The following is a 19024-nucleotide window of genomic DNA, read 5'->3' on the forward strand; positions in this document are numbered from 1 at the left end:
TCGGAGACGAATGGACCAGATACGAGATAGGACGACGGCATGACCCAGAAGCGTGAACCTGTTCTTCCCGGGGCGATCGAAAGCTATCCCGTACTTCCGCTACGCGACATCGTCGTATTCCCCCATATGATCGTGCCGCTGTTCGTCGGCCGCGAAAAATCCATTCGCGCGCTCGAAGAGGTGATGAAGGCGGACAAGCTGATCCTTCTCGCGACGCAGATGAATGCGTCGGATGACGATCCCGCGACGGAGTCGATTTTTCCGAACGGCACCCTGGCGTCTGTCCTGCAGCTGCTGAAACTTCCCGACGGCACTGTGAAAGTGCTTGTCGAGGGACAGCAGCGCGCCAAAGTGCAGCGTTATATCCGCACCGACGATTATTACGAGGCGGACGCGGAGATCATCCCTGACGAACCGATGGACAAGGTCGAGAGCGAGGCGCTCGCCCGTTCGGTCGTCGCGGAGTTCGAAGGTTACGTCAAGCTCAACAAAAAGATCTCGCCGGAGGTCGTCGCCGCGGTCACTCAGATCGAAGATTATTCCAAGCTCGCCGATACGGTCGCTTCGCATCTCGCGGTGAAGATCTCGGACAAACAGGCTGTGCTTGAGACGACCTCGGTGACCAAGCGCCTGGAAAAGTGCCTCGCCTTGATGGAAAGCGAAATCTCGGTTCTTCAGGTCGAGAAGCGAATCAGAACGCGCGTCAAACGCCAGATGGAGAAGACGCAGCGCGAGTATTATCTCAACGAACAGATGAAGGCGATCCAGAAGGAGCTTGGCGACGAGGACGGCAAGGATGATCTCGCCGAGCTCGACGAGCGGATCAAGACGACCAAATTGTCCAAGGAGGCCCGCGACAAGGCGGTCGCCGAATTGAAAAAGCTGCGCCAGATGTCGCCAATGTCCGCGGAAGCGACGGTCGTTCGCAACTACCTCGACTGGCTGCTTTCGATTCCGTGGAACAAGCGCTCCAAGGTCAAGAAGGATCTCACCGTCGCCGAGGGGGTGCTCGACAGCGAGCATTTCGGTCTTGAGAAGGTCAAGGAGCGGATCGTCGAATATCTCGCGGTGCAGAGCCGCGCGAACAAACTGACCGGCCCTATTCTGTGCCTCGTCGGCCCGCCCGGCGTCGGCAAGACGTCGCTTGGCAAATCGATCGCCAAGGCGACGGGGCGCGAGTTCGTGCGGATGTCGCTGGGCGGCGTTCGCGACGAGGCTGAAATTCGCGGGCACCGCCGCACCTACATCGGTTCGATGCCGGGTAAAATCATCCAGTCGATGCGGAAGGCGAAAAGCTCCAATCCATTGTTCCTGCTCGATGAAATCGACAAGATGGGCATGGATTTCCGTGGCGATCCCTCATCGGCCCTGCTCGAAGTTCTTGATCCGGAACAGAATCATTCGTTCAACGATCATTATCTCGAGGTAGATTACGATCTCTCGAACGTGATGTTCGTCACGACGGCGAACACATTGAACATCCCGGCTCCCTTGATGGACCGGATGGAGATCATTCGCATCGCCGGCTATACGGAAGACGAAAAGGTCGAAATCGCGCGCCGCCATCTCATTCCGGCGGCCCTGAAAAAGCATGGGCTCGCCGAAAAGGAATGGGCGATCGACGATTCGGGTCTCATCATGCTCATTCGCCGCTACACGCGCGAGGCGGGGGTGCGCAACCTCGAGCGCGAGCTTTCGAAGCTGGCGCGCAAGGCAGTCAAGCAGATCCTGACGAGCAAGGCCAAGGTGGTCGCGATCACCGCGGACAATGTTCCGGATTACCTCGGCGTGCCGAAGTTCCGTTACGGCGAGGCGGAGACCGAGGACCAGGTTGGCGTCGTGACGGGGCTCGCCTGGACCGAGGTCGGCGGCGAATTGCTGACGATCGAAGGCGTCATGATGCCGGGCAAGGGCCGCATGACGGTGACGGGCAACCTTCGCGACGTCATGAAGGAATCGATTTCCGCAGCGGCGTCCTATGTTCGTTCGCGGGCGGTCGATTTCGGCATCGAGCCGCCTGTGTTCGACCGCCGCGACATCCATGTGCATGTGCCGGAAGGCGCGACGCCCAAGGACGGCCCCTCCGCCGGCGTCGCCATGGCGACGGCGATCGTCTCGATCATGACCGGCATTCCGATTCGCCGCGATCTCGCCATGACGGGAGAGATCACGCTGCGGGGCAGGGTGCTTCCGATCGGCGGCCTCAAGGAAAAACTTCTCGCCGCGCTTCGCGGCGGACTGAAAAAGGTTCTGATTCCGGAGGAAAACGCCAAGGATCTTGCCGACATCCCGGATTCGGTGAAGAACGGGCTCGAGATCGTGCCGGTGTCGCGCATGGAAGAGGTTCTGCGTCACGCTCTCATCCGCCAGCCGACGCCGATCGTCTGGGAGGAAGAAGCGAAGCCGCTTGCACCTCTTGCGGCCGAGGACGAAACGTCCGGGGCGATCGCGCACTAGCCTCACGGCGGCGGTCCTGGGGCAACGGTCCTTGGGGTGACCATCATGGGCCTGGCGCCAGTAGAGAGAATCAGCAGAGGCCGCGGATTTTTCGCGGCCTCTTTTCGTTTCAGGGCCGGGCGAAACTTTTTGGACCAGGCGAATCTTTTAGAACCGGGCGAATCTTTCTTGGGTATAAGCGAAGCGGAAGATGACACCCGCCGCCGCCCTTGCCGTTTCGCATGGAAAATGCGATGGCCAGCCCTTAACGGGTTCTGGCGCGCGTGAAGCCCCCAAATCATGCCACGGCTGTGACCTCGTCGAAACGGCGCACGTTTGCCGGAACAGGCTTTGGCCGGGCGGTTAGCTCAGTTGGTAGAGCATCTCGTTTACACCGAGAGGGTCGGCGGTTCGAGCCCGTCACCGCCCACCAGATCCAAGGCCGAACTGAATAGAACCGCGCTTGAACTTGCAGGAACGCTTGACTTGCCGGTCAGCCTATCCTATCCGGCATAACCCGGCGCGGTCCTCGGACGCAGCCTTCGGGGGAGTAGCTCAGTTGGTTAGAGCGCCGGCCTGTCACGCCGGAGGTCGCGGGTTCGAGTCCCGTCTCTCTCGCCACTTTCTCCCTGCATCAGAAAGCGCGTCTTGCATCCTGACGGTCTCGGCCGACCGGACGCGTCGGCCGTCTCCATCGGCGGAGTGAGGCTCCCCGCAAGCGAACGACCCCATCGAAGGCCCCGCTTGAGCTTTATTGAAAACATCATCTTGCGCAGGCCTTTGCAGTGCGATACGGATCGACGTGACTGGAGCAGGGATCGCGCATCGTCGCTTTCCGCAGTTCCCCGGCCTTAGCTTTCAGCAAGAGGCGTTTCATGCCGAGCGTTCTTGAACAATATTTGCCGCTCGTGGTTTTCATGGCGGTGTCGGGCCTGATCTCGGGCGCATTGCTCGTCGCGCCGTTCCTGGTCGCCTTCAAGGCGCCCGATCCGGAAAAGCTGTCGGCTTATGAGTGCGGCTTCAACGCGTTCGACGACGCCCGCATGCAGTTCGACATCAGGTTCTACCTCGTGTCCCTGCTCTTCATCATTTTCGATCTCGAAGTCGCGTTTCTGTTCCCCTGGGCAGTCGCCTTCAAGCAGATCGGCGCATTCGGATTTTGGTCGATGATCATTTTCCTTGGCATTCTGACCATCGGCTTCGTCTACGAATGGAAAAAGGGCGCGCTCGAATGGGATTGACCCCTTTGATTCAGAATGAAGGTGGCGCGGGCGGATCCGGCGGCCGGCTTGCCGCCGCCAACGATCCATTCTTTCTGTCCATCAATGATCAACTCGCCGACAAGGGCTTCATCGTCACGGCGACCGACGAACTGATCAACTGGGCGCGCACCGGCTCGCTGATGTGGATGACGTTTGGCCTCGCCTGTTGCGCCGTCGAGATGATGCAGGCCGCGATGCCGCGCTATGATCTTGAGCGCTTCGGCTTTGCGCCGCGCGGGTCGCCGCGCCAGTCCGACGTCATGATCGTGGCCGGGACGCTGACCAATAAAATGGCCCCGGCGCTCCGCAAGGTTTACGATCAGATGCCCGAGCCGCGTTATGTGATCTCGATGGGGTCCTGCGCCAACGGCGGCGGCTATTATCACTATTCCTATTCGGTCGTTCGCGGCTGCGACCGGGTCGTGCCCGTCGATATCTATGTGCCCGGCTGCCCGCCGTCCGCCGAGGCTCTGCTTTACGGCGTTCTGCTCCTACAAAAGAAAATTCGCCGCACGGGTACGATTGAACGCTAGCCTGCGCGCGACGCGAACCGGGCGGGCGGCAATCGCGCGCTGCTTCGCACGACTCTTGCATATGCGCCGTCCTGGCCGGGGAGACCCGCCGGGCCATCGAAGCGGAAAGGCTTGGGATGGGTTTGGATCTGAAGCACCTCGCAGACCTCATCTCGTCGGCTTTGCCTGGCGCGGTAGAGGAGATTTCGACGGCCTATGGCGAACTCACGCTGACGGTCGCTCCTCTTCGCCTGATCGAGACCGTAACTTATCTGCGCGATCATCCGGACTGTCTCTTCGTATCGTTCATCGACCTCACCGCAGTCGACTATCCCGAGCGCGCGCAACGCTTCGATGTGGTGACGCACCTCCTTTCACCGAGGCATAATGAGCGCATCCGGGTGAAGGTGAAAACCGACGAATCGACTCCTATCGCCTCACTCACGGAACTCTACCCTGCCGCGAACTGGTTCGAGCGCGAAGCCTACGATCTTTTCGGCGTTCTTTTCACCGGCCATCCGGATTTGCGTCGTCTGCTGACCGACTATGGTTTCGACGGGCATCCGCTGCGCAAGGATTTCCCGATGACCGGTTATGTCGAGGTTCGTTACGACGACGAGCAGAAGCGGGTGGTCTATGAACCCGTTCAGCTCAATCAGGAATTCCGCTCCTTTGATTTTCTGTCGCCCTGGGAGGGCGCGGTCGATTATGTCCTGCCCGGCGACGAGAAAGCGGCGCAGAACCCGAAATGAGGCCCTCCGCGATCGAACGCCCCGCCAACGCGCAACCTGGTTTGAAGACCCGCCCATGAGCGAAGAACCCGTCCGCAATTTCGCAATCAATTTCGGCCCGCAGCATCCTGCGGCGCACGGCGTGTTGCGGCTCGTCCTGGAGCTTGACGGCGAAGTCGTCGAACGGGTCGATCCGCATATCGGCCTGCTCCATCGCGGCACCGAAAAGCTGATGGAGGCGCGCACCTATCTTCAGAATGTGCCCTATTTCGACCGGCTCGATTACGTCGCGCCGATGAATCAGGAGCACGCCTTCTGCCTCGCTATTGAAAAACTGCTGAAGCTCGAGGTTCCGCGGCGCGGGCAATTGCTTCGGGTTCTGTTTTGCGAGATCGGCCGCATCCTGTCTCATATCCTGAACCTGACGACCCAGGCCCTTGACGTCGGCGCCCTGACGCCCCCCGTCTGGGGCTTCGAGGAACGCGAAAAGCTCATGGTGTTCTATGAACGGGCGTCGGGCGCCCGCTTGCACGCCAATTATTTCCGGCCGGGCGGCGTCCACATGGACATTCCGCAACAGCTGATCGATGACATCGGCGCCTGGTGCGATCCTTTCCTGAAAGTCTGCGACGATTTGCAGGCGCTGTTCATCGACAACCGCATTTTCAAGCAGCGGAACGTCGATATCGGCGTCATCAGCCTCGAGGATTGCTGGCGCTGGGGCTTCTCCGGCGTGATGGTGCGTGGTTCCGGCGCTCCCTGGGATCTGCGCAAATCCCAGCCTTATGAATGCTACGAAGAGATGGATTTCGACATCCCTGTCGGTCGTCACGGCGACAATTACGACCGGCAGGTGATCCGGATGGAGGAGATGCGCCAGTCGGTCCGGATCATGAAGCAATGCCTTGAAAAGCTGAGTTCCAGGGACGGGCAGGGACCGGTCGCCGCCAAGGAGGGCAAGGTCGTGCCGCCGTCGCGGGCCGAGATGAAGCGCTCGATGGAGGCTCTGATCCATCACTTCAAGCTTTATACCGAAGGCTTCCATGTCCCCGCCGGCGAAGTGTACTGCGCCGTTGAAGCGCCCAAGGGCGAGTTCGGCGTCTATCTCGTCTCGGACGGGACCGACAAGCCGTACCGCTGCAAAATCCGGGCGCCCGGATTCGCTCATCTCGCGGCGATGGACTTCCTTTGCCGGAAATCCATGCTTGCGGACGTAAGCGCCATCCTTGGATCGCTTGACATCGTCTTCGGCGAGGTCGACCGGTGAGGCTCGCTTCCAATCGGCGGTCCGCGCGCCGCACGCCCCTGTCGGGGACGGCTGCGCCAACAAACCTTAAGAGTTAAGCCTATGTCCGTGCGCCGGCTTGCAGAACTTCAACCCGCGTCTTTCGCGTTCACGCCCGAAAATGAGGAATGGTGCGAAAAGATCATCCGGAAATACCCGGAGGGACGCCAGGCCTCGGCCGTGATCTCGCTGCTCTGGCGGGCGCAAAAGCAGAACGATTACTGGCTGCCGCGGCCAGCGATCGAGGCGGTCGCCAACATGCTCGGGATGCCGTACATCCGCGTTCTCGAGGTCGCGACCTTCTATACGATGTTCAATCTCGCGCCGGTCGGACGCTTCTATGTCCAGATGTGCGGCACGACGCCGTGCCAGCTTGAGGGATCGGACGCGATCAAGGCGGTCCTGCGCAGACGGGTCGGAGACGAGGCCTTGGTGACCGCGGACGGGAATTTCTCCTGGCGGGAGGTCGAATGCCTCGGCGCCTGCTGCAACGCGCCGATGGTCCAGATCAACGACGATTATTACGAGGATCTGACGCCCGAGAATTTCGAGAAATTGCTGGATGACCTCGCAGCGGGGCGGCCGGTTCAGATTGGTTCGCAGACAGGCCGGGTCACGTCGGAGCCCGCCGGCGGGTTGACGTCGCTGACGTCGTTTTACGGGGCGGACGGCCGGAGCGGGCCGATGTCCTTCCCCCATGTGCCGCCCGGGGTGCACTCATCAGGTTCGGACTCCGCGTCCGATCCGAAGCCATCGTGAGGGTTTAAGATGCTGGAGGACAAGGATCGCATCTTCACCAATCTCTACGGCTATGGCGATTGGCGGCTCAAGGGCGCGCTGTCGCGCGGCGCCTGGGACAATACAAAAACCCTGATCGACAAGGGCAAGGACTGGATCATCAGCGAGATGAAGGCTTCGGGCCTGCGCGGCCGCGGCGGCGCTGGCTTTCCGACCGGCCTCAAATGGTCCTTCATGCCGAAAGCCGATCCGGCCCGGCCGTCATACCTTGTCGTCAACGCCGACGAATCCGAGCCCGGAACCTGCAAGGACCGGGAAATCATGCGCAATGATCCCCAGCTCCTGATCGAGGGCTGTTTCATCGCCTGTTTCGCGATGGAGGCGCACGCCTGCTACATCTACATCCGCGGTGAATACATTCTCGAAGCGGAGCGGCTTGAGGCGGCGATCGAGCAGGCCTACGCCGCGAGGCTGGTCGGCGCGAACAATGTCCACGGCTGGCCGTTCGATATCTACGTTCACCATGGCGCCGGAGCCTATATCTGCGGCGAGGAGACGGCTCTCCTCGAGTCGCTCGAAGGCAAAAAAGGAATGCCGCGGTTGAAGCCGCCTTTTCCCGCCAACATGGGCCTCTACGGCAATCCGACGACCGTCAACAACGTCGAATCGATCGCGGTCGCGCCGACCCTTCTACGACGGGGAGCGGCGTGGTTCGCCGGCTTCGGCGCGAAGAACAATGCCGGCACCAAGCTTTTCTGCATCTCCGGCCATGTCAACAAGCCCTGCAACGTCGAAGAAGCGATGTCGATTCCGTTCCGCGAACTGATCGACAAGCATTGCGGCGGGGTTCGCGGCGGCTCTGACAATCTCCTCGCGGTCATCCCCGGAGGCTCCTCCGTGCCGTGCGTGCCGGCCGCTCAAATCATCGACGCCGCGATGGATTTCGACACATTGCGCGATCTGAAATCTGGCCTTGGCACGGCGGCCGTCATCGTGATGGACAAATCGACCGACATCATCCGGGCGATCGCAAGACTGAGCTATTTCTACAAGCACGAAAGCTGCGGCCAGTGCACGCCCTGCCGCGAGGGCACCGGCTGGCTGTGGCGCGTCGTCTCGCGGATGGCGGAAGGGCGCGCGCAAAAGCGCGAGATCGACATGCTGCTCGAAGTCACGACGCAAATCGAGGGGCATACGATCTGCGCGCTCGGCGACGCCGCCGCCTGGCCCGTTCAGGGCCTCATCCGCCATTTCCGTCCGGAAATCGAACGGCGGATCGATCAATATTCGGCCAATCCGCATTCGGAACCGGTCAAGGATTTCGGCGTGGCCGCGGAATAGGCGGCGAAGGTATTGTTTGTGGTTCGACGCTTGATTGGAAAAGATTGAGCCGGACTCGATCCTGTCGAACCGCCGCATTAAGGACTGGGCATGAGCAAACTGATCGTTGATGGCGTCGAAGTCGATGTCCCGCCGGAATACACGCTGTTGCAGGCGTGCGAAGTGGCGGGCGCCGAGATTCCGCGGTTTTGCTATCATGACAGGCTTTCGATCGCCGGCAATTGCCGGATGTGCCTTGTCGAGGTGAAGGGCGGCCCACCCAAACCATCGGCCTCCTGCGCCGTCGCGGTCCGCGACCTCCGCCCCGGTCCGAACGGCGAGCTTCCCGTCGTGCTGACGAAGTCGCCGATGGTCAAGAAGGCCCGCGAAGGCGTGATGGAATTCCTGCTGATCAACCATCCGCTCGATTGCCCGATCTGCGATCAGGGCGGCGAATGCGATCTGCAAGATCAGGCGATGGCCTTCGGCTTCGCCGGATCGCGCTTTATCGAAAACAAGCGCGCGGTCGAGGACAAATACATCGGCCCGCTGGTGCGGACCTCGATGAACCGCTGCATTCATTGCACCCGCTGCGTGCGCTTCACCGCCGAGGTCGCCGGAACCGGCGACATGGGCGCGATCGGGCGCGGCGAGGACATGGAGATCACGACCTACCTCGAGACCGCGATGCGATCGGAGCTGCAAGGCAATGTCGCCGATCTCTGCCCGGTCGGCGCGCTGCTGCCAAAACCTTATTCGTTCAAGGCGCGGTCGTGGGAGCTCGTCAAGACCGAATCGATTGACGTCATGGACGCGCAAGGCAGCGCGATCCGGATCGACACGCGCGGACGTGAGGTGATGCGAATCCTTCCGCGCACCAACGAAGCCGTCAACGAGGAATGGATCTCGGACAAGACCCGCCAGATTGTCGACGGGCTGAAGACCCGCCGGCTCGATCGGCCCTACGTCCGCGAGAACGGCAAATTGCGGGCGGCGAGTTGGCAGGAGGCCTTCGGAATCATCGCCGCCAAGGTCGGCGCTTCGAGCCCCTCGCGCCTCGGCGCGATCGCGGGCGATCTTTGCGCGGTCGAGGAACTGTTCGCGTTGAAATCCCTTATGGATCTTCTTGGCGCGCGTTCAATCGATTGCCGTCAGGACGGCGTCAAGCTCGACCCGAAATTCGGCCGGGCGAGCTACATCTTCAATCCGACGATCGCCGGCATTGACGAGGCCGACGGCCTCATGATCATCGGCTCGAATCCCCGCAAGGAAGCTCCGGTTCTGAACGCGCGCATCCGCAAGCGCTGGCTGCGCGGCGGCTTCAAGGTCGCCGTCATCGGCGAAAAAGCGGATTTGACCTATGATTATGTCTACCCCGGCGCCGGGCCTGAAACTCTGGCGACCTTCGCCGACCATGCTCCGGCCAAAATGGAGCGGCCGATGCTGCTGATCGGGCAGGGGGCGCTCGCCCGGCCTGACGGTCTCGCGGTCCTCGCGCTCGCCGCCAAGGCGGCGGTTTCGCTGGGCGCCGTCAAGGACGGCTGGAACGGCCTCGCCATCCTGCACACGGCGGCGGCGCGGGTTGGCGGACTGGATCTTGGTTTTGTACCAGGAGAAGGCGGTCTCGACGCCAAGGCGATGTCGAAAGCGGGCGCGCTCGACGTTCTCTTCAATCTCGGCGCTGACGAGATCGATATTGAACCTGGCGCGTTCGTCATCTATCAGGGCTCTCACGGGGATCGCGGCGCCGCCCGCGCCGACGTCATTCTTCCGGGCGCGGCCTACACGGAAAAGCCCGGCATCTACGTCAACACGGAAGGGCGTCCGCAATTGGCCGACCGCGCCAACTTTCCGCCCGGCGATGCGCGCGAGGACTGGGCGATCCTGCGCGCCCTGTCTGAGGCGCTCGGCCGCAAACTGCCGTTCGACTCGCTGCGCGCCCTGCGCGCCCAGCTGTTCGCCGCCAGTCCTCATCTCGCCGAACTCGATCTCATTGCTCCGGGCGAGGCGCTCGACGTCGGGGCGCTCGCTGCAGCGGGCGGCGCGCCCGGCACTGCGCCCTTCGTTTCGCCGATCCGCGACTTCTATCTGACAAATCCGATCGCGCGCGCCTCGGCGGTGATGGCGGAATGTTCGGCGCTTTCCCAGAACTTCGAACGGCAGGCGGCGGAGTAAGTCCATGGCGGAAACTGGCTGGTTCCTGGCGTTGCTGATCACCTTGCTGAAAAGCGTCGTCCTTCTCGTCGTCCTGCTGATTTTCATCGCTTATGTCCTTTACGCCGATCGCAAGATCTGGGCGGCGGTGCAGTTGCGTCGCGGACCGAACGTTGTCGGACCGTGGGGGCTTTTCCAGAGCTTCGCCGACATGTTGAAGTTCGTGTTCAAGGAGCCGGTCATTCCGGACGGCGCGAACAAGGGTCTTTTCCTGCTTGCTCCCTTCGTGATGGGGCTTTTGTCGCTCGCCGCTTGGGCGGTGATCCCCGTCGCAGACGGTTGGGCGATCGCGGACATCAATGTGGGCGTTCTGTATATTCTCGCGGTGTCGTCGCTGAGCGTCTACGGAATCATCATGGGCGGCTGGGCGTCCAACTCCAAATATCCGTTCCTCTCGGCGCTTCGTTCGGCGGCGCAGATGATTTCTTATGAAGTCTCGATCGGCTTCGTCATCATCACCGTCCTTTTATGCGCCGGCTCGCTCAATCTCGGCGATATCGTGAACGCGCAGGATTCGAAGTTCGGACTGCTCGGATGGTACTGGCTGCCGCTGTTTCCGATGTTCGTGATTTTCTTCATCTCGGCGCTGGCCGAAACCAACCGGCCGCCTTTCGATCTTGTCGAGGCCGAGTCCGAACTCGTCGCCGGCTTCATGGTCGAATATTCCTCGACTCCCTACATGCTGTTCATGCTGTCGGAATATGTCGCGATCATCACGATGTGCGCGATGATGACGATCCTGTTCCTCGGAGGCTGGCTCTCGCCGATCCCGTTCTTCCCGTTCACCGAGGTTCCTGGGGTCATCTGGTTCCTTCTGAAGGTCTGCGCGATCTTCTTTCTGATCTCGATGGTCAAAGCGTTCGTGCCGCGCTATCGCTACGATCAGCTGATGCGGCTCGGATGGAAGGTTTTCCTGCCGATTTCACTGGTCATGGTCGTGCTGGTCGCGGGCGTGCTTGAGTTCACCGGCTGGGGCGCGGGGATGGCGCAATGACGAACTGGAGAGGCGAGCACCGCTCATGAAACTCGATCAAGCCGCAAAGTCGGTTTTCCTGACAGAATTCGTCGGGGCCTTCATGCTGTCGATGCGTTACATGTTCAAACCCAAGCCGACCCTGAACTATCCGCACGAGAAGAATCCGCAATCGCCGCGCTATCGCGGCGAGCATGCCCTTCGCCGCTATCCAAACGGCGAAGAGCGCTGCATCGCCTGCAAGCTGTGCGAGGCGATCTGCCCGGCGCAGGCGATCACGATCGAAGCGGGCCCGCGACGCAACGACGGCACGCGCCGCACGACCCGCTACGACATCGACATGGTCAAATGCATCTATTGCGGATTTTGCCAGGAAGCTTGCCCGGTCGACGCGATCGTCGAAGGGCCGAATGCGGAATTCGCCGTCGAAACGCGCGAGGAGCTTTATTACGACAAGAACCGGCTGCTCGAGAACGGCGCCAGATGGGAACGCGAAATCGCGCGCAACATTGCGCTCGACGCGCCTTACCGGTGATGAAGTCGTGCGGATGTTTGAGCGTTTTGACGCCGCGCCGCCAGCCGCTCTATGCGAGCGCGCGGCGCACTGCGGATGAGGTCGGATCATGAATGTTGAAGGACTCTTTTTCTACCTGTTCTCGGCCATCATGATCGGCTCGGCGTTCATGGTGATTTCGAGCCGCAACCCGGTGCATTCGGTGCTGTTCCTCATCCTCGCCTTCTTCAATGCGGCGGGGCTGTTTCTGCTGCTCGGCGCCGAGTTCCTGGCGATGCTGCTTCTGATCGTTTACGTCGGCGCCGTCGCGGTGCTGTTCCTGTTCGTCGTCATGATGCTCGACGTCGATTTCACTGAGATGAAGCAGGGCGTTCTGAAATATCTGCCGCTCGCCGCGACGATTGGCGTCATCGTGCTGTTCGAGCTCATTCTCGTCGACAGCGTCTGGACGATCGCGCCTTCCTCGATCGCCAGCGTCACGACGCCGGCGCCCCCGGGCATGACCAACACGATGGCGCTCGGGCGCGTGCTTTACACGCAATATGTCTACCTCTTCCTGGCCGCCGGTTTCATTCTGCTGACCGCCATGATCGGCGCTATCGTCCTGACCCTTCAACACAAGGTCGGCGTCAAACGTCAGGACGTCTCGGCGCAGAATGCGCGCACCCCGGCCGAGGCGGTTGAAATTCGCAAAGTGCCGTCACGGCAAGGCGTTTGAGGCGGGCATGCATCAGGAAACCAGACGCGGCGCGCGGAGATCAAGATGATGATTTCACTTTCTAGATATCTGGTGGTCGCCGCGATCATGTTCTTTCTCGGCATTTGCGGCATCATTCTGAACCGCAAAAACATCATCGTCATCCTGATGTCTGTCGAACTGATCTTGCTGTCGGTGAACATTAATCTCGTCGCTTTTTCGGCCTTCCTCGGTGACCTGACCGGGCAGGTCTTCGCCCTGTTCATCCTGACGGTCGCCGCATCGGAGGCGGCCATCGGACTCGCCATTCTCGTGTCCTATTACCGAAATCGAGGGTCGATCGCGGTCGACGACATCAACATGATGAAGGGCTGAGCCGATATGTACGCGGCAATCGTTTTCCTTCCGCTCCTCGGGTTCCTGATCGCCGGGCCGTTTGGCCGGCGCCTCGGCAATCGCCCGTCCGAGATTGTCACCACCAGCCTCCTGTTCATCTCGGCCGCGCTGTCCTGGGTGGTCTTTTTCAGCGTCGCTCTCGGCGACACGCCGGAAAGCGTGTCATTGCTCGGCAACTGGTTCACCTCGGGCGCTCTGAAGGTCGACTGGTCGCTGCGCGTCGATACGCTGACCGCGGTGATGCTCATCGTCGTCACGACGGTCTCGTCGCTCGTTCATCTTTATTCGGTCGGCTACATGAATGAGGATCCCTGCCGGCCTCGCTTCTTTTCTTATCTGTCGCTCTTCACGTTCGCCATGCTCATGCTGGTGACGGCCGACAATCTGGTCCAGATGTTCTTCGGCTGGGAGGGCGTCGGCCTCGCCTCCTATCTGCTGATCGGGTTCTGGTATGAGAAGCCCTCGGCCAACGCCGCGGCGATCAAGGCCTTCGTCGTCAACCGCGTCGGCGATTTCGGATTCGCGCTCGGAATTTTCCTCGTCTTCACGCTGACCAATTCTGTCTCCTTCGAGCAGATTTTCGCGGCGGCTCCGGGCCTCGCCCACAAGACGATCCATATTTTCAGCGCCGACATGGACGCCCTGACGCTTGCGTCGCTGCTCTTGTTCATGGGCGCGATGGGAAAGTCCGCGCAAATCCTGCTGCACACCTGGCTGCCGGACGCCATGGAAGGCCCGACGCCCGTGTCCGCGCTGATCCACGCCGCGACCATGGTCACGGCCGGCGTATTCATGGTGGCGAGACTCTCGCCGATCTTCGAGCAGGCACCTGCGGCGCTGTCTTTCGTCACCATCATCGGCGCGACGACGGCGTTTTTCGCCGCGACCGTCGGCCTTGTCCAGAACGACATCAAGCGCGTCATCGCCTATTCGACCTGCTCCCAGCTTGGCTACATGTTCGTCGGCCTTGGCGTCGGTGGATATTCGCTCGGCATTTTCCACCTTTTCACGCACGCCTTTTTCAAGGCGCTTTTGTTCCTCGGAGCAGGCTCGGTGATCGTCGCCATGCATCACGAGCAGGACATGCGCAAAATGGGCGGCCTGTGGCGGAACATCCCCTTCACCTTCGCCATGATGACGATCGGCACTTTGGCTTTGACGGGGTTTCCGCTGACCTCCGGATATTTTTCCAAAGACGCCATCATCGAAGCCTCCTACGCCTCGGACCGGTTCGGCGCCTCCTACGGATATCTGATGACCACGGTGGCGGCCGGGCTGACATCGTTCTATTCTTGGCGGCTCGTTTTCATGACCTTCTTCGGCCCCAAACAATGGGCGGGGGACGCACATTCCATCGAAGACGCCTCGCCTGTCGTCGCCGGTCATGATCATAGCGCAACCGCGCCGGCCCACGATCTTCATGGACACGATGCGCATGCGTTTGATTCGCATGGTGATGCGAGTCATGGCGACTCAAGTCATGCGCATGACGCCCATGGACATGAGTCCCATCATCTCGACCCGCACGAATCGCCGATCACCATGCTGGCGCCGCTGGGCGTCCTCGCTCTCGGCGCCTTGTTCGCGGGCTTTATCTTCCACAATTATTTCATCGGCGAAGGGGTCGCGGAGTTCTGGAAGAACTCGCTCTATTTCGGTCCCGGCAACCATATCCTTGAAGAGATGGAGCATATTCCAGAACTCGCCAAACAGGCGCCGACGCTCCTGATGGTGGTCGGGTTCCTGACCGCCCTCTACGTCTATATTCTCGCGCCGGGAACGGCGGCGCGGCTTGCGAACGCCATGCCCGCGCTTTACCGGTTCCTGCTCAACAAATGGTACTTCGACGAGCTTTACGACAAGATTTTCGTGCGTCCCGCATTCTGGCTCGGCCGGCTGTTCTGGAAGGGGGGCGACGGTGCCATCATCGACCGACTTGGACCTGACGGCGTCGCGGCGCGCGTGATCGACGTCACTGGCCGCGCCGTCAAGCTGCAAACCGGCTACATCTACAATTACGCCTTTGCGATGCTCGTTGGCGTGGCGGCCGTGATCACCTGGTACGCTGTTTGGGGGCTCCGCTAATGTTCGGTTTCGGGATTCTCTCCTGCATCGTTTTCCTTCCTCTGGTCGGCGCCGCCTTCATTCTCGCGCTGCGCGGCGATGACGAAGCCACCCTCGAAAATGCGCGCTGGGCGGCGCTCGGCACGACCGTCATCGTGTTTATCCTCTCTCTCGTCGCCTACGCGCGATTCGATTCGTCCTCGGCGGCGTTTCAGCTCGTCGAAGAAAAAGGCTGGTTCGGCGCAGGCCTTGTGTACAAGCTGGGAGTCGATGGCCTGTCGATGCCCTTCCTGGTGCTCACGGCGTTCCTGATGCCGTTCTGCATTGCGGCGTCCTGGAAATCCATTGACCATCGGGTCAAGGAATACATGATCGCGTTTCTTGTCCTTGAAACCTTGATGCTTGGGGTCTTTTCCGCACTCGACCTGGTGCTGTTCTACCTGTTCTTCGAGGGCGGGCTCATCCCGATGTTCCTGATCATTGGGATCTGGGGCGGCAAACGCCGTGTCTACGCGAGTTTCAAATTCTTCCTCTACACGCTGGCCGGATCGCTGCTCATGCTGCTGGCGATCATGGCGATGTACGGCGTCGCCGGCACGACGGACATCACCGTCCTGTTGAAGACCAGCTTTCCCGCGTCCATGCAGAAATGGCTGTGGCTGGCGTTTTTCGCCTCCCTCGCCGTCAAGATGCCGATGTGGCCGGTTCATACTTGGCTTCCCGACGCGCACGTCGAGGCTCCGACCGCAGGCTCGGTCATCCTCGCCGGGATCCTGCTCAAGATGGGCGGCTACGGTTTCATCCGTTTTTCGCTCCCGATGTTTCCGGACGCCTCCGCCTATTTCACGCCGCTGGTCTTCGCGATGTCGATCATTGCGATCATCTACACCTCGCTCGTCGCGCTTGTGCAGGAGGATATGAAGAAGCTTATCGCCTATTCCTCGGTGGCGCATATGGGCTTCGTGACGATGGGACTGTTCAGCATGACGCAACAGGGCGTGCAGGGAGCGGTCTTTCAGATGGTTTCCCATGGGCTCGTGTCGGGGGCGCTGTTCCTGTGCGTCGGCGTCGTCTACGACCGGATGCACACCCGCGACATCGCGGCCTACGGAGGCCTCGTCGCGCGGATGCCGCTGTACGCGGTCGCGTTCATGGTGTTCACGATGGCCAATGTCGGATTGCCCGGAACCTCGGGGTTCATCGGCGAGTTCTTGACCCTTCTCGGCGCATTCAGGGTCAACAGCTGGGTCGCGTTTTTTGCGACGACCGGCGTCATCCTCTCGGCCGCCTACGCGCTCTACTTGTACCGGCGGGTTATTTTTGGAGTGCTCGACAAGCCGTCTCTCCAGACAATTCTCGATCTGTCTCCGCGCGAAGTCGCGCTGCTCGCGCCGCTGGTCGCGCTGACGATCTATTACGGAATTCATCCCGGCCCGGTCCTCGACAGCTCCGCAAGTTCGATCACGGCGCTGATCAGGAATTACGACGCCGCCATCGCGACGACCAAGACCGCCGCGCTGGCCCTCGAACAGGCCGCGTTCAAATGACCGAGGCTCCGGCGTCCGCCTGATCCGCATCCAACTCCCAACGGTCAAAACTTCTGAAAGCTGATTGAAATGGCGCCCTTGTCCTTCGCCCTCGCGCATAGCCTGCCGGAAGTGATTCTGGCGTTCGGCGTCCTCGGCCTGGTGCTTTTCGGCGCGCTCCGGGGCACTGATTCGGATGGGCCGGCGACAGAGATCGCGGTGGGCCTGCTTGGCCTTGCGATCGTCACCATCCTGCTTGGCTCCCACACGACCGCGGTCGTCTTTGACGGAGCCTTCATCGACGACGGCTTTGGCCGTTTCATGAAGGTGCTGACTCTCGTCGGGGCGCTTGTCACGCTGGTGATGGGGCAGGACTTTCTCGCGCGCAAACGGATCGACAAGTTCGAATTTCCCATCCTCGTCGTTCTGGCGACGCTTGGGATGCTAATGCTGATTTCGGCCTCCAGCCTCCTGTCGCTCTATCTCGGCCTCGAACTGATGTCGCTCGCCCTCTACGTCCTCGCGAGCTTTGACCGCGGCGACCTGAGGGCGTCCGAGGCGGGCCTCAAATATTTCGTCCTCGGGGCTTTGTCGTCGGGGATGCTGCTCTATGGCGCTTCGCTGCTTTACGGCTTCTCCGGAACCTTAACGTTTTCGGGCATCGCCGAGGCGTTGCGCGGCGCGCCCTCCCTTGGCGTCGTCTTCGGCCTCGTTTTCCTCTTGTCCGGTCTCGCCTTCAAGATGTCGGCGGTTCCTTTCCACATGTGGACGCCGGACGTCTATGAAGGGGCGCCGACTCCGGTGACGGCTTTCTTCGCCTCGGCGGCGAAAATGGCCGCCGTCGCCGTCACCGTGCGCATCGTCATGACTGCATTCCCGGCCGCCGCCGCCCAATGGCGGCAAATCATCGTTTTCATTTCAATCCTTTCGATGGCGCTCGGCGCCTTCGCGGCGATTGGCCAGACCAACATCAAGCGCCTGATGGCCTATTCGTCGATCGGACATATCGGCTTCGCCCTCGTAGGCCTTGCGGCGGCCAGCGAAGCGGGCGTTTCCGGCGTGCTCGCCTATATGGCGATCTACCTCGTCATGACGCTTGGCGCGTTCGCCGCCATTCTGGCGATGCGCATTGACGGCAAAAGCGTCGAGAACATCGCCGACCTGTCCGGCCTCGGCCGGACCGACGCCGTGATGGCTTTCTTTCTCGCGGTCATGATGTTCTCGCTGGCGGGCATCCCTCCGCTCGCAGGGTTCTTCGCCAAATGGTACGTCTTCAACGCCGCGATTCAGGCGGAGCTTTACCCGCTCGCCGTCATCGGGGTGCTCTCAAGCGCGGTGGCGGCGTATTACTATCTGCGCATTGTCAAAGTGATGTATTTTGACGAACCCGCGCAAGCGTTCGACAAAGCCCCGCCCGCTCTGCGCGTCGTGCTTGCGACGAGCGGCCTTCTCGTGCTGTTGTTGTTTGCATATCCGGGTGGTTTTATCGCCGCTACCACGGCGGCGGCTAAATCCTTGTTCTGATTTTCGGCCAGGCTGGTGGTTCACTGTTGCGTCTCGCCGGCTCCGCCCATGATAAGAACTTCCGGCTGGCGCTGCATGATCAGCTGGTTTCCACAAATGATGAGGCGTTAAGCCGCGCGCGCGCCGGCGATCAGGGCCAGCTCTGGGTCGTCGCTGAAACGCAGAGCGGCGGGCGGGGACGAAACGGACGAAACTGGTCCTCCCCCCCTGGCAATCTTTATGCGAGCCTCTTACTGATCGATCCGGCGCCGGCGTGTCAGGCCGCCGAGCTTGGATTTGTCGTCAGCGTCGCTCTTGCGGAGGCGCTGCGCGAAATTCTCGCTGGCGATTCTCGGCTCGCCATCAAATGGCCGAACGATATTCTCTTTGCCGGCGCGAAACTCGCGGGCATTCTTCTTGAAAGCGCCCATCTGCCCGACGGACGGCTCGCCTGCGTCGCCGGAGTTGGCGTCAATTGCAATTCCCACCCAAACGACGCACTGTATAAAACGACGGATCTTGGCGTAATCTTGGGTAAAATTTCCGCGCCGGAGACATTATTCGAGCAGCTGTCGGCGCAAATGGTCTATTGGCTGGGCGTCTGGCGGCAGGGCGGCGATTTCGCCTCGATTCGGGAGCGCTGGCTTTCGCTTGCTGCGGGAATCGGCAAACCGGTCAAAGTGGCGCGGCCCACCGGGCCTCTCGAAGGCGTTTTCCGGACGATCGACGAAACGGGGCGACTTGTCCTTGATTGCGGGCCGGTCGAGGTCTTGGTGGAGGCTGGCGACGTATTTCTTCTCGCGCAGCCGGGCGGCGCCCGCGCAGGATTGTAGGGATTATGATGACTGGTCGA

At 61.0% G+C, this 19024-nt stretch carries 16 protein-coding genes and 2 tRNA genes; all 18 read left to right on the forward strand.

Annotation, left to right across the window (positions count from 1 at the left end):
- Positions 1-39 precede the first annotated feature (39 nt).
- Entirely contained in the window at positions 40-2457 is a 2418-nt protein-coding gene (gene lon, locus BM177_RS04435; RefSeq protein WP_091678565.1) for an endopeptidase La, read from the forward strand.
- A 336-nt stretch (positions 2458-2793) separates the two neighbouring features.
- Positions 2794-2869: transfer RNA gene (locus BM177_RS04440), tRNA-Val, on the forward strand.
- Between the two features lie 111 nt (positions 2870-2980).
- Positions 2981-3057 (forward strand) — tRNA-Asp (locus BM177_RS04445).
- A gap of 254 nt (positions 3058-3311) precedes the next feature.
- Entirely contained in the window at positions 3312-3677 is a 366-nt protein-coding gene (locus BM177_RS04450) for an NADH-quinone oxidoreductase subunit A (RefSeq protein ID WP_091678566.1), read from the forward strand.
- Positions 3668-4231 carry a NuoB/complex I 20 kDa subunit family protein gene (locus BM177_RS04455; protein WP_425284365.1) on the forward strand — a complete coding sequence of 188 codons (564 nt, stop codon included), beginning with the start codon at positions 3668-3670 and terminating at the stop codon, positions 4229-4231. Before BM177_RS04450 ends, BM177_RS04455 begins: the two co-directional genes overlap by 10 nt.
- Positions 4232-4347: 116 nt before the next feature.
- Positions 4348-4962 carry an NADH-quinone oxidoreductase subunit C gene (locus tag BM177_RS04460; protein WP_091678570.1) on the forward strand — a complete coding sequence of 205 codons (615 nt, stop codon included), beginning with the start codon at positions 4348-4350 and terminating at the stop codon, positions 4960-4962.
- Positions 4963-5017: 55 nt separating this feature from the next.
- Positions 5018-6208 carry an NADH-quinone oxidoreductase subunit D gene (locus tag BM177_RS04465; RefSeq protein WP_091678573.1) on the forward strand — a complete coding sequence of 397 codons (1191 nt, stop codon included), beginning with the start codon at positions 5018-5020 and terminating at the stop codon, positions 6206-6208.
- An 81-nt stretch (positions 6209-6289) separates the two neighbouring features.
- Entirely contained in the window at positions 6290-6985 is a 696-nt protein-coding gene (gene nuoE, locus BM177_RS04470; RefSeq protein ID WP_091678576.1) for an NADH-quinone oxidoreductase subunit NuoE, read from the forward strand.
- A gap of 9 nt (positions 6986-6994) precedes the next feature.
- Positions 6995-8305: an NADH-quinone oxidoreductase subunit NuoF gene (nuoF, locus tag BM177_RS04475; RefSeq protein ID WP_091678580.1), complete on the forward strand. Its 1311-nt coding sequence runs from the start codon at positions 6995-6997 to the stop codon at positions 8303-8305.
- Between the two features lie 90 nt (positions 8306-8395).
- Positions 8396-10459, forward strand: coding sequence for an NADH-quinone oxidoreductase subunit NuoG (gene nuoG, locus BM177_RS04480; RefSeq protein ID WP_091678582.1), 2064 nt, complete (start codon positions 8396-8398; stop codon positions 10457-10459).
- Between the two features lie 4 nt (positions 10460-10463).
- Complete coding sequence (nuoH, locus tag BM177_RS04485) at positions 10464-11492, forward strand: NADH-quinone oxidoreductase subunit NuoH (RefSeq protein WP_091678585.1); 1029 nt, start codon at positions 10464-10466, stop codon at positions 11490-11492.
- Positions 11493-11517: 25 nt separating this feature from the next.
- Positions 11518-12006: an NADH-quinone oxidoreductase subunit NuoI gene (gene nuoI, locus BM177_RS04490; RefSeq protein WP_091678588.1), complete on the forward strand. Its 489-nt coding sequence runs from the start codon at positions 11518-11520 to the stop codon at positions 12004-12006.
- Between the two features lie 88 nt (positions 12007-12094).
- On the forward strand, positions 12095-12703 hold the full coding sequence (locus BM177_RS04495; RefSeq protein ID WP_091678590.1) for an NADH-quinone oxidoreductase subunit J: 609 nt from the start codon (positions 12095-12097) through the stop codon (positions 12701-12703).
- 45 nt (positions 12704-12748) lie between these two features.
- Positions 12749-13057, forward strand: a complete 309-nt coding sequence (gene nuoK, locus BM177_RS04500; protein WP_091678591.1) for an NADH-quinone oxidoreductase subunit NuoK — start codon at positions 12749-12751, stop codon at positions 13055-13057.
- Positions 13058-13063: 6 nt separating this feature from the next.
- Positions 13064-15163 carry an NADH-quinone oxidoreductase subunit L gene (nuoL, locus tag BM177_RS04505; protein WP_091678592.1) on the forward strand — a complete coding sequence of 700 codons (2100 nt, stop codon included), beginning with the start codon at positions 13064-13066 and terminating at the stop codon, positions 15161-15163.
- On the forward strand, positions 15163-16689 hold the full coding sequence (locus tag BM177_RS04510; RefSeq protein WP_091678593.1) for an NADH-quinone oxidoreductase subunit M: 1527 nt from the start codon (positions 15163-15165) through the stop codon (positions 16687-16689). The genes nuoL and BM177_RS04510 overlap by 1 nt, the downstream gene beginning before the upstream one ends.
- Positions 16690-16758: 69 nt before the next feature.
- A complete protein-coding gene (gene nuoN, locus BM177_RS04515; protein ID WP_091678595.1) occupies positions 16759-18192 on the forward strand; it encodes an NADH-quinone oxidoreductase subunit NuoN in 1434 nt (477 codons plus the stop codon).
- 26 nt (positions 18193-18218) lie between these two features.
- On the forward strand, positions 18219-19004 hold the full coding sequence (locus tag BM177_RS04520; protein WP_091678598.1) for a biotin--[acetyl-CoA-carboxylase] ligase: 786 nt from the start codon (positions 18219-18221) through the stop codon (positions 19002-19004).
- Positions 19005-19024 lie beyond the last annotated feature (20 nt).

The organism is Methylocapsa palsarum (genome assembly GCF_900114285.1).
Classification (GTDB): Bacteria; Pseudomonadota; Alphaproteobacteria; order Rhizobiales; family Beijerinckiaceae; genus Methylocapsa; species Methylocapsa palsarum.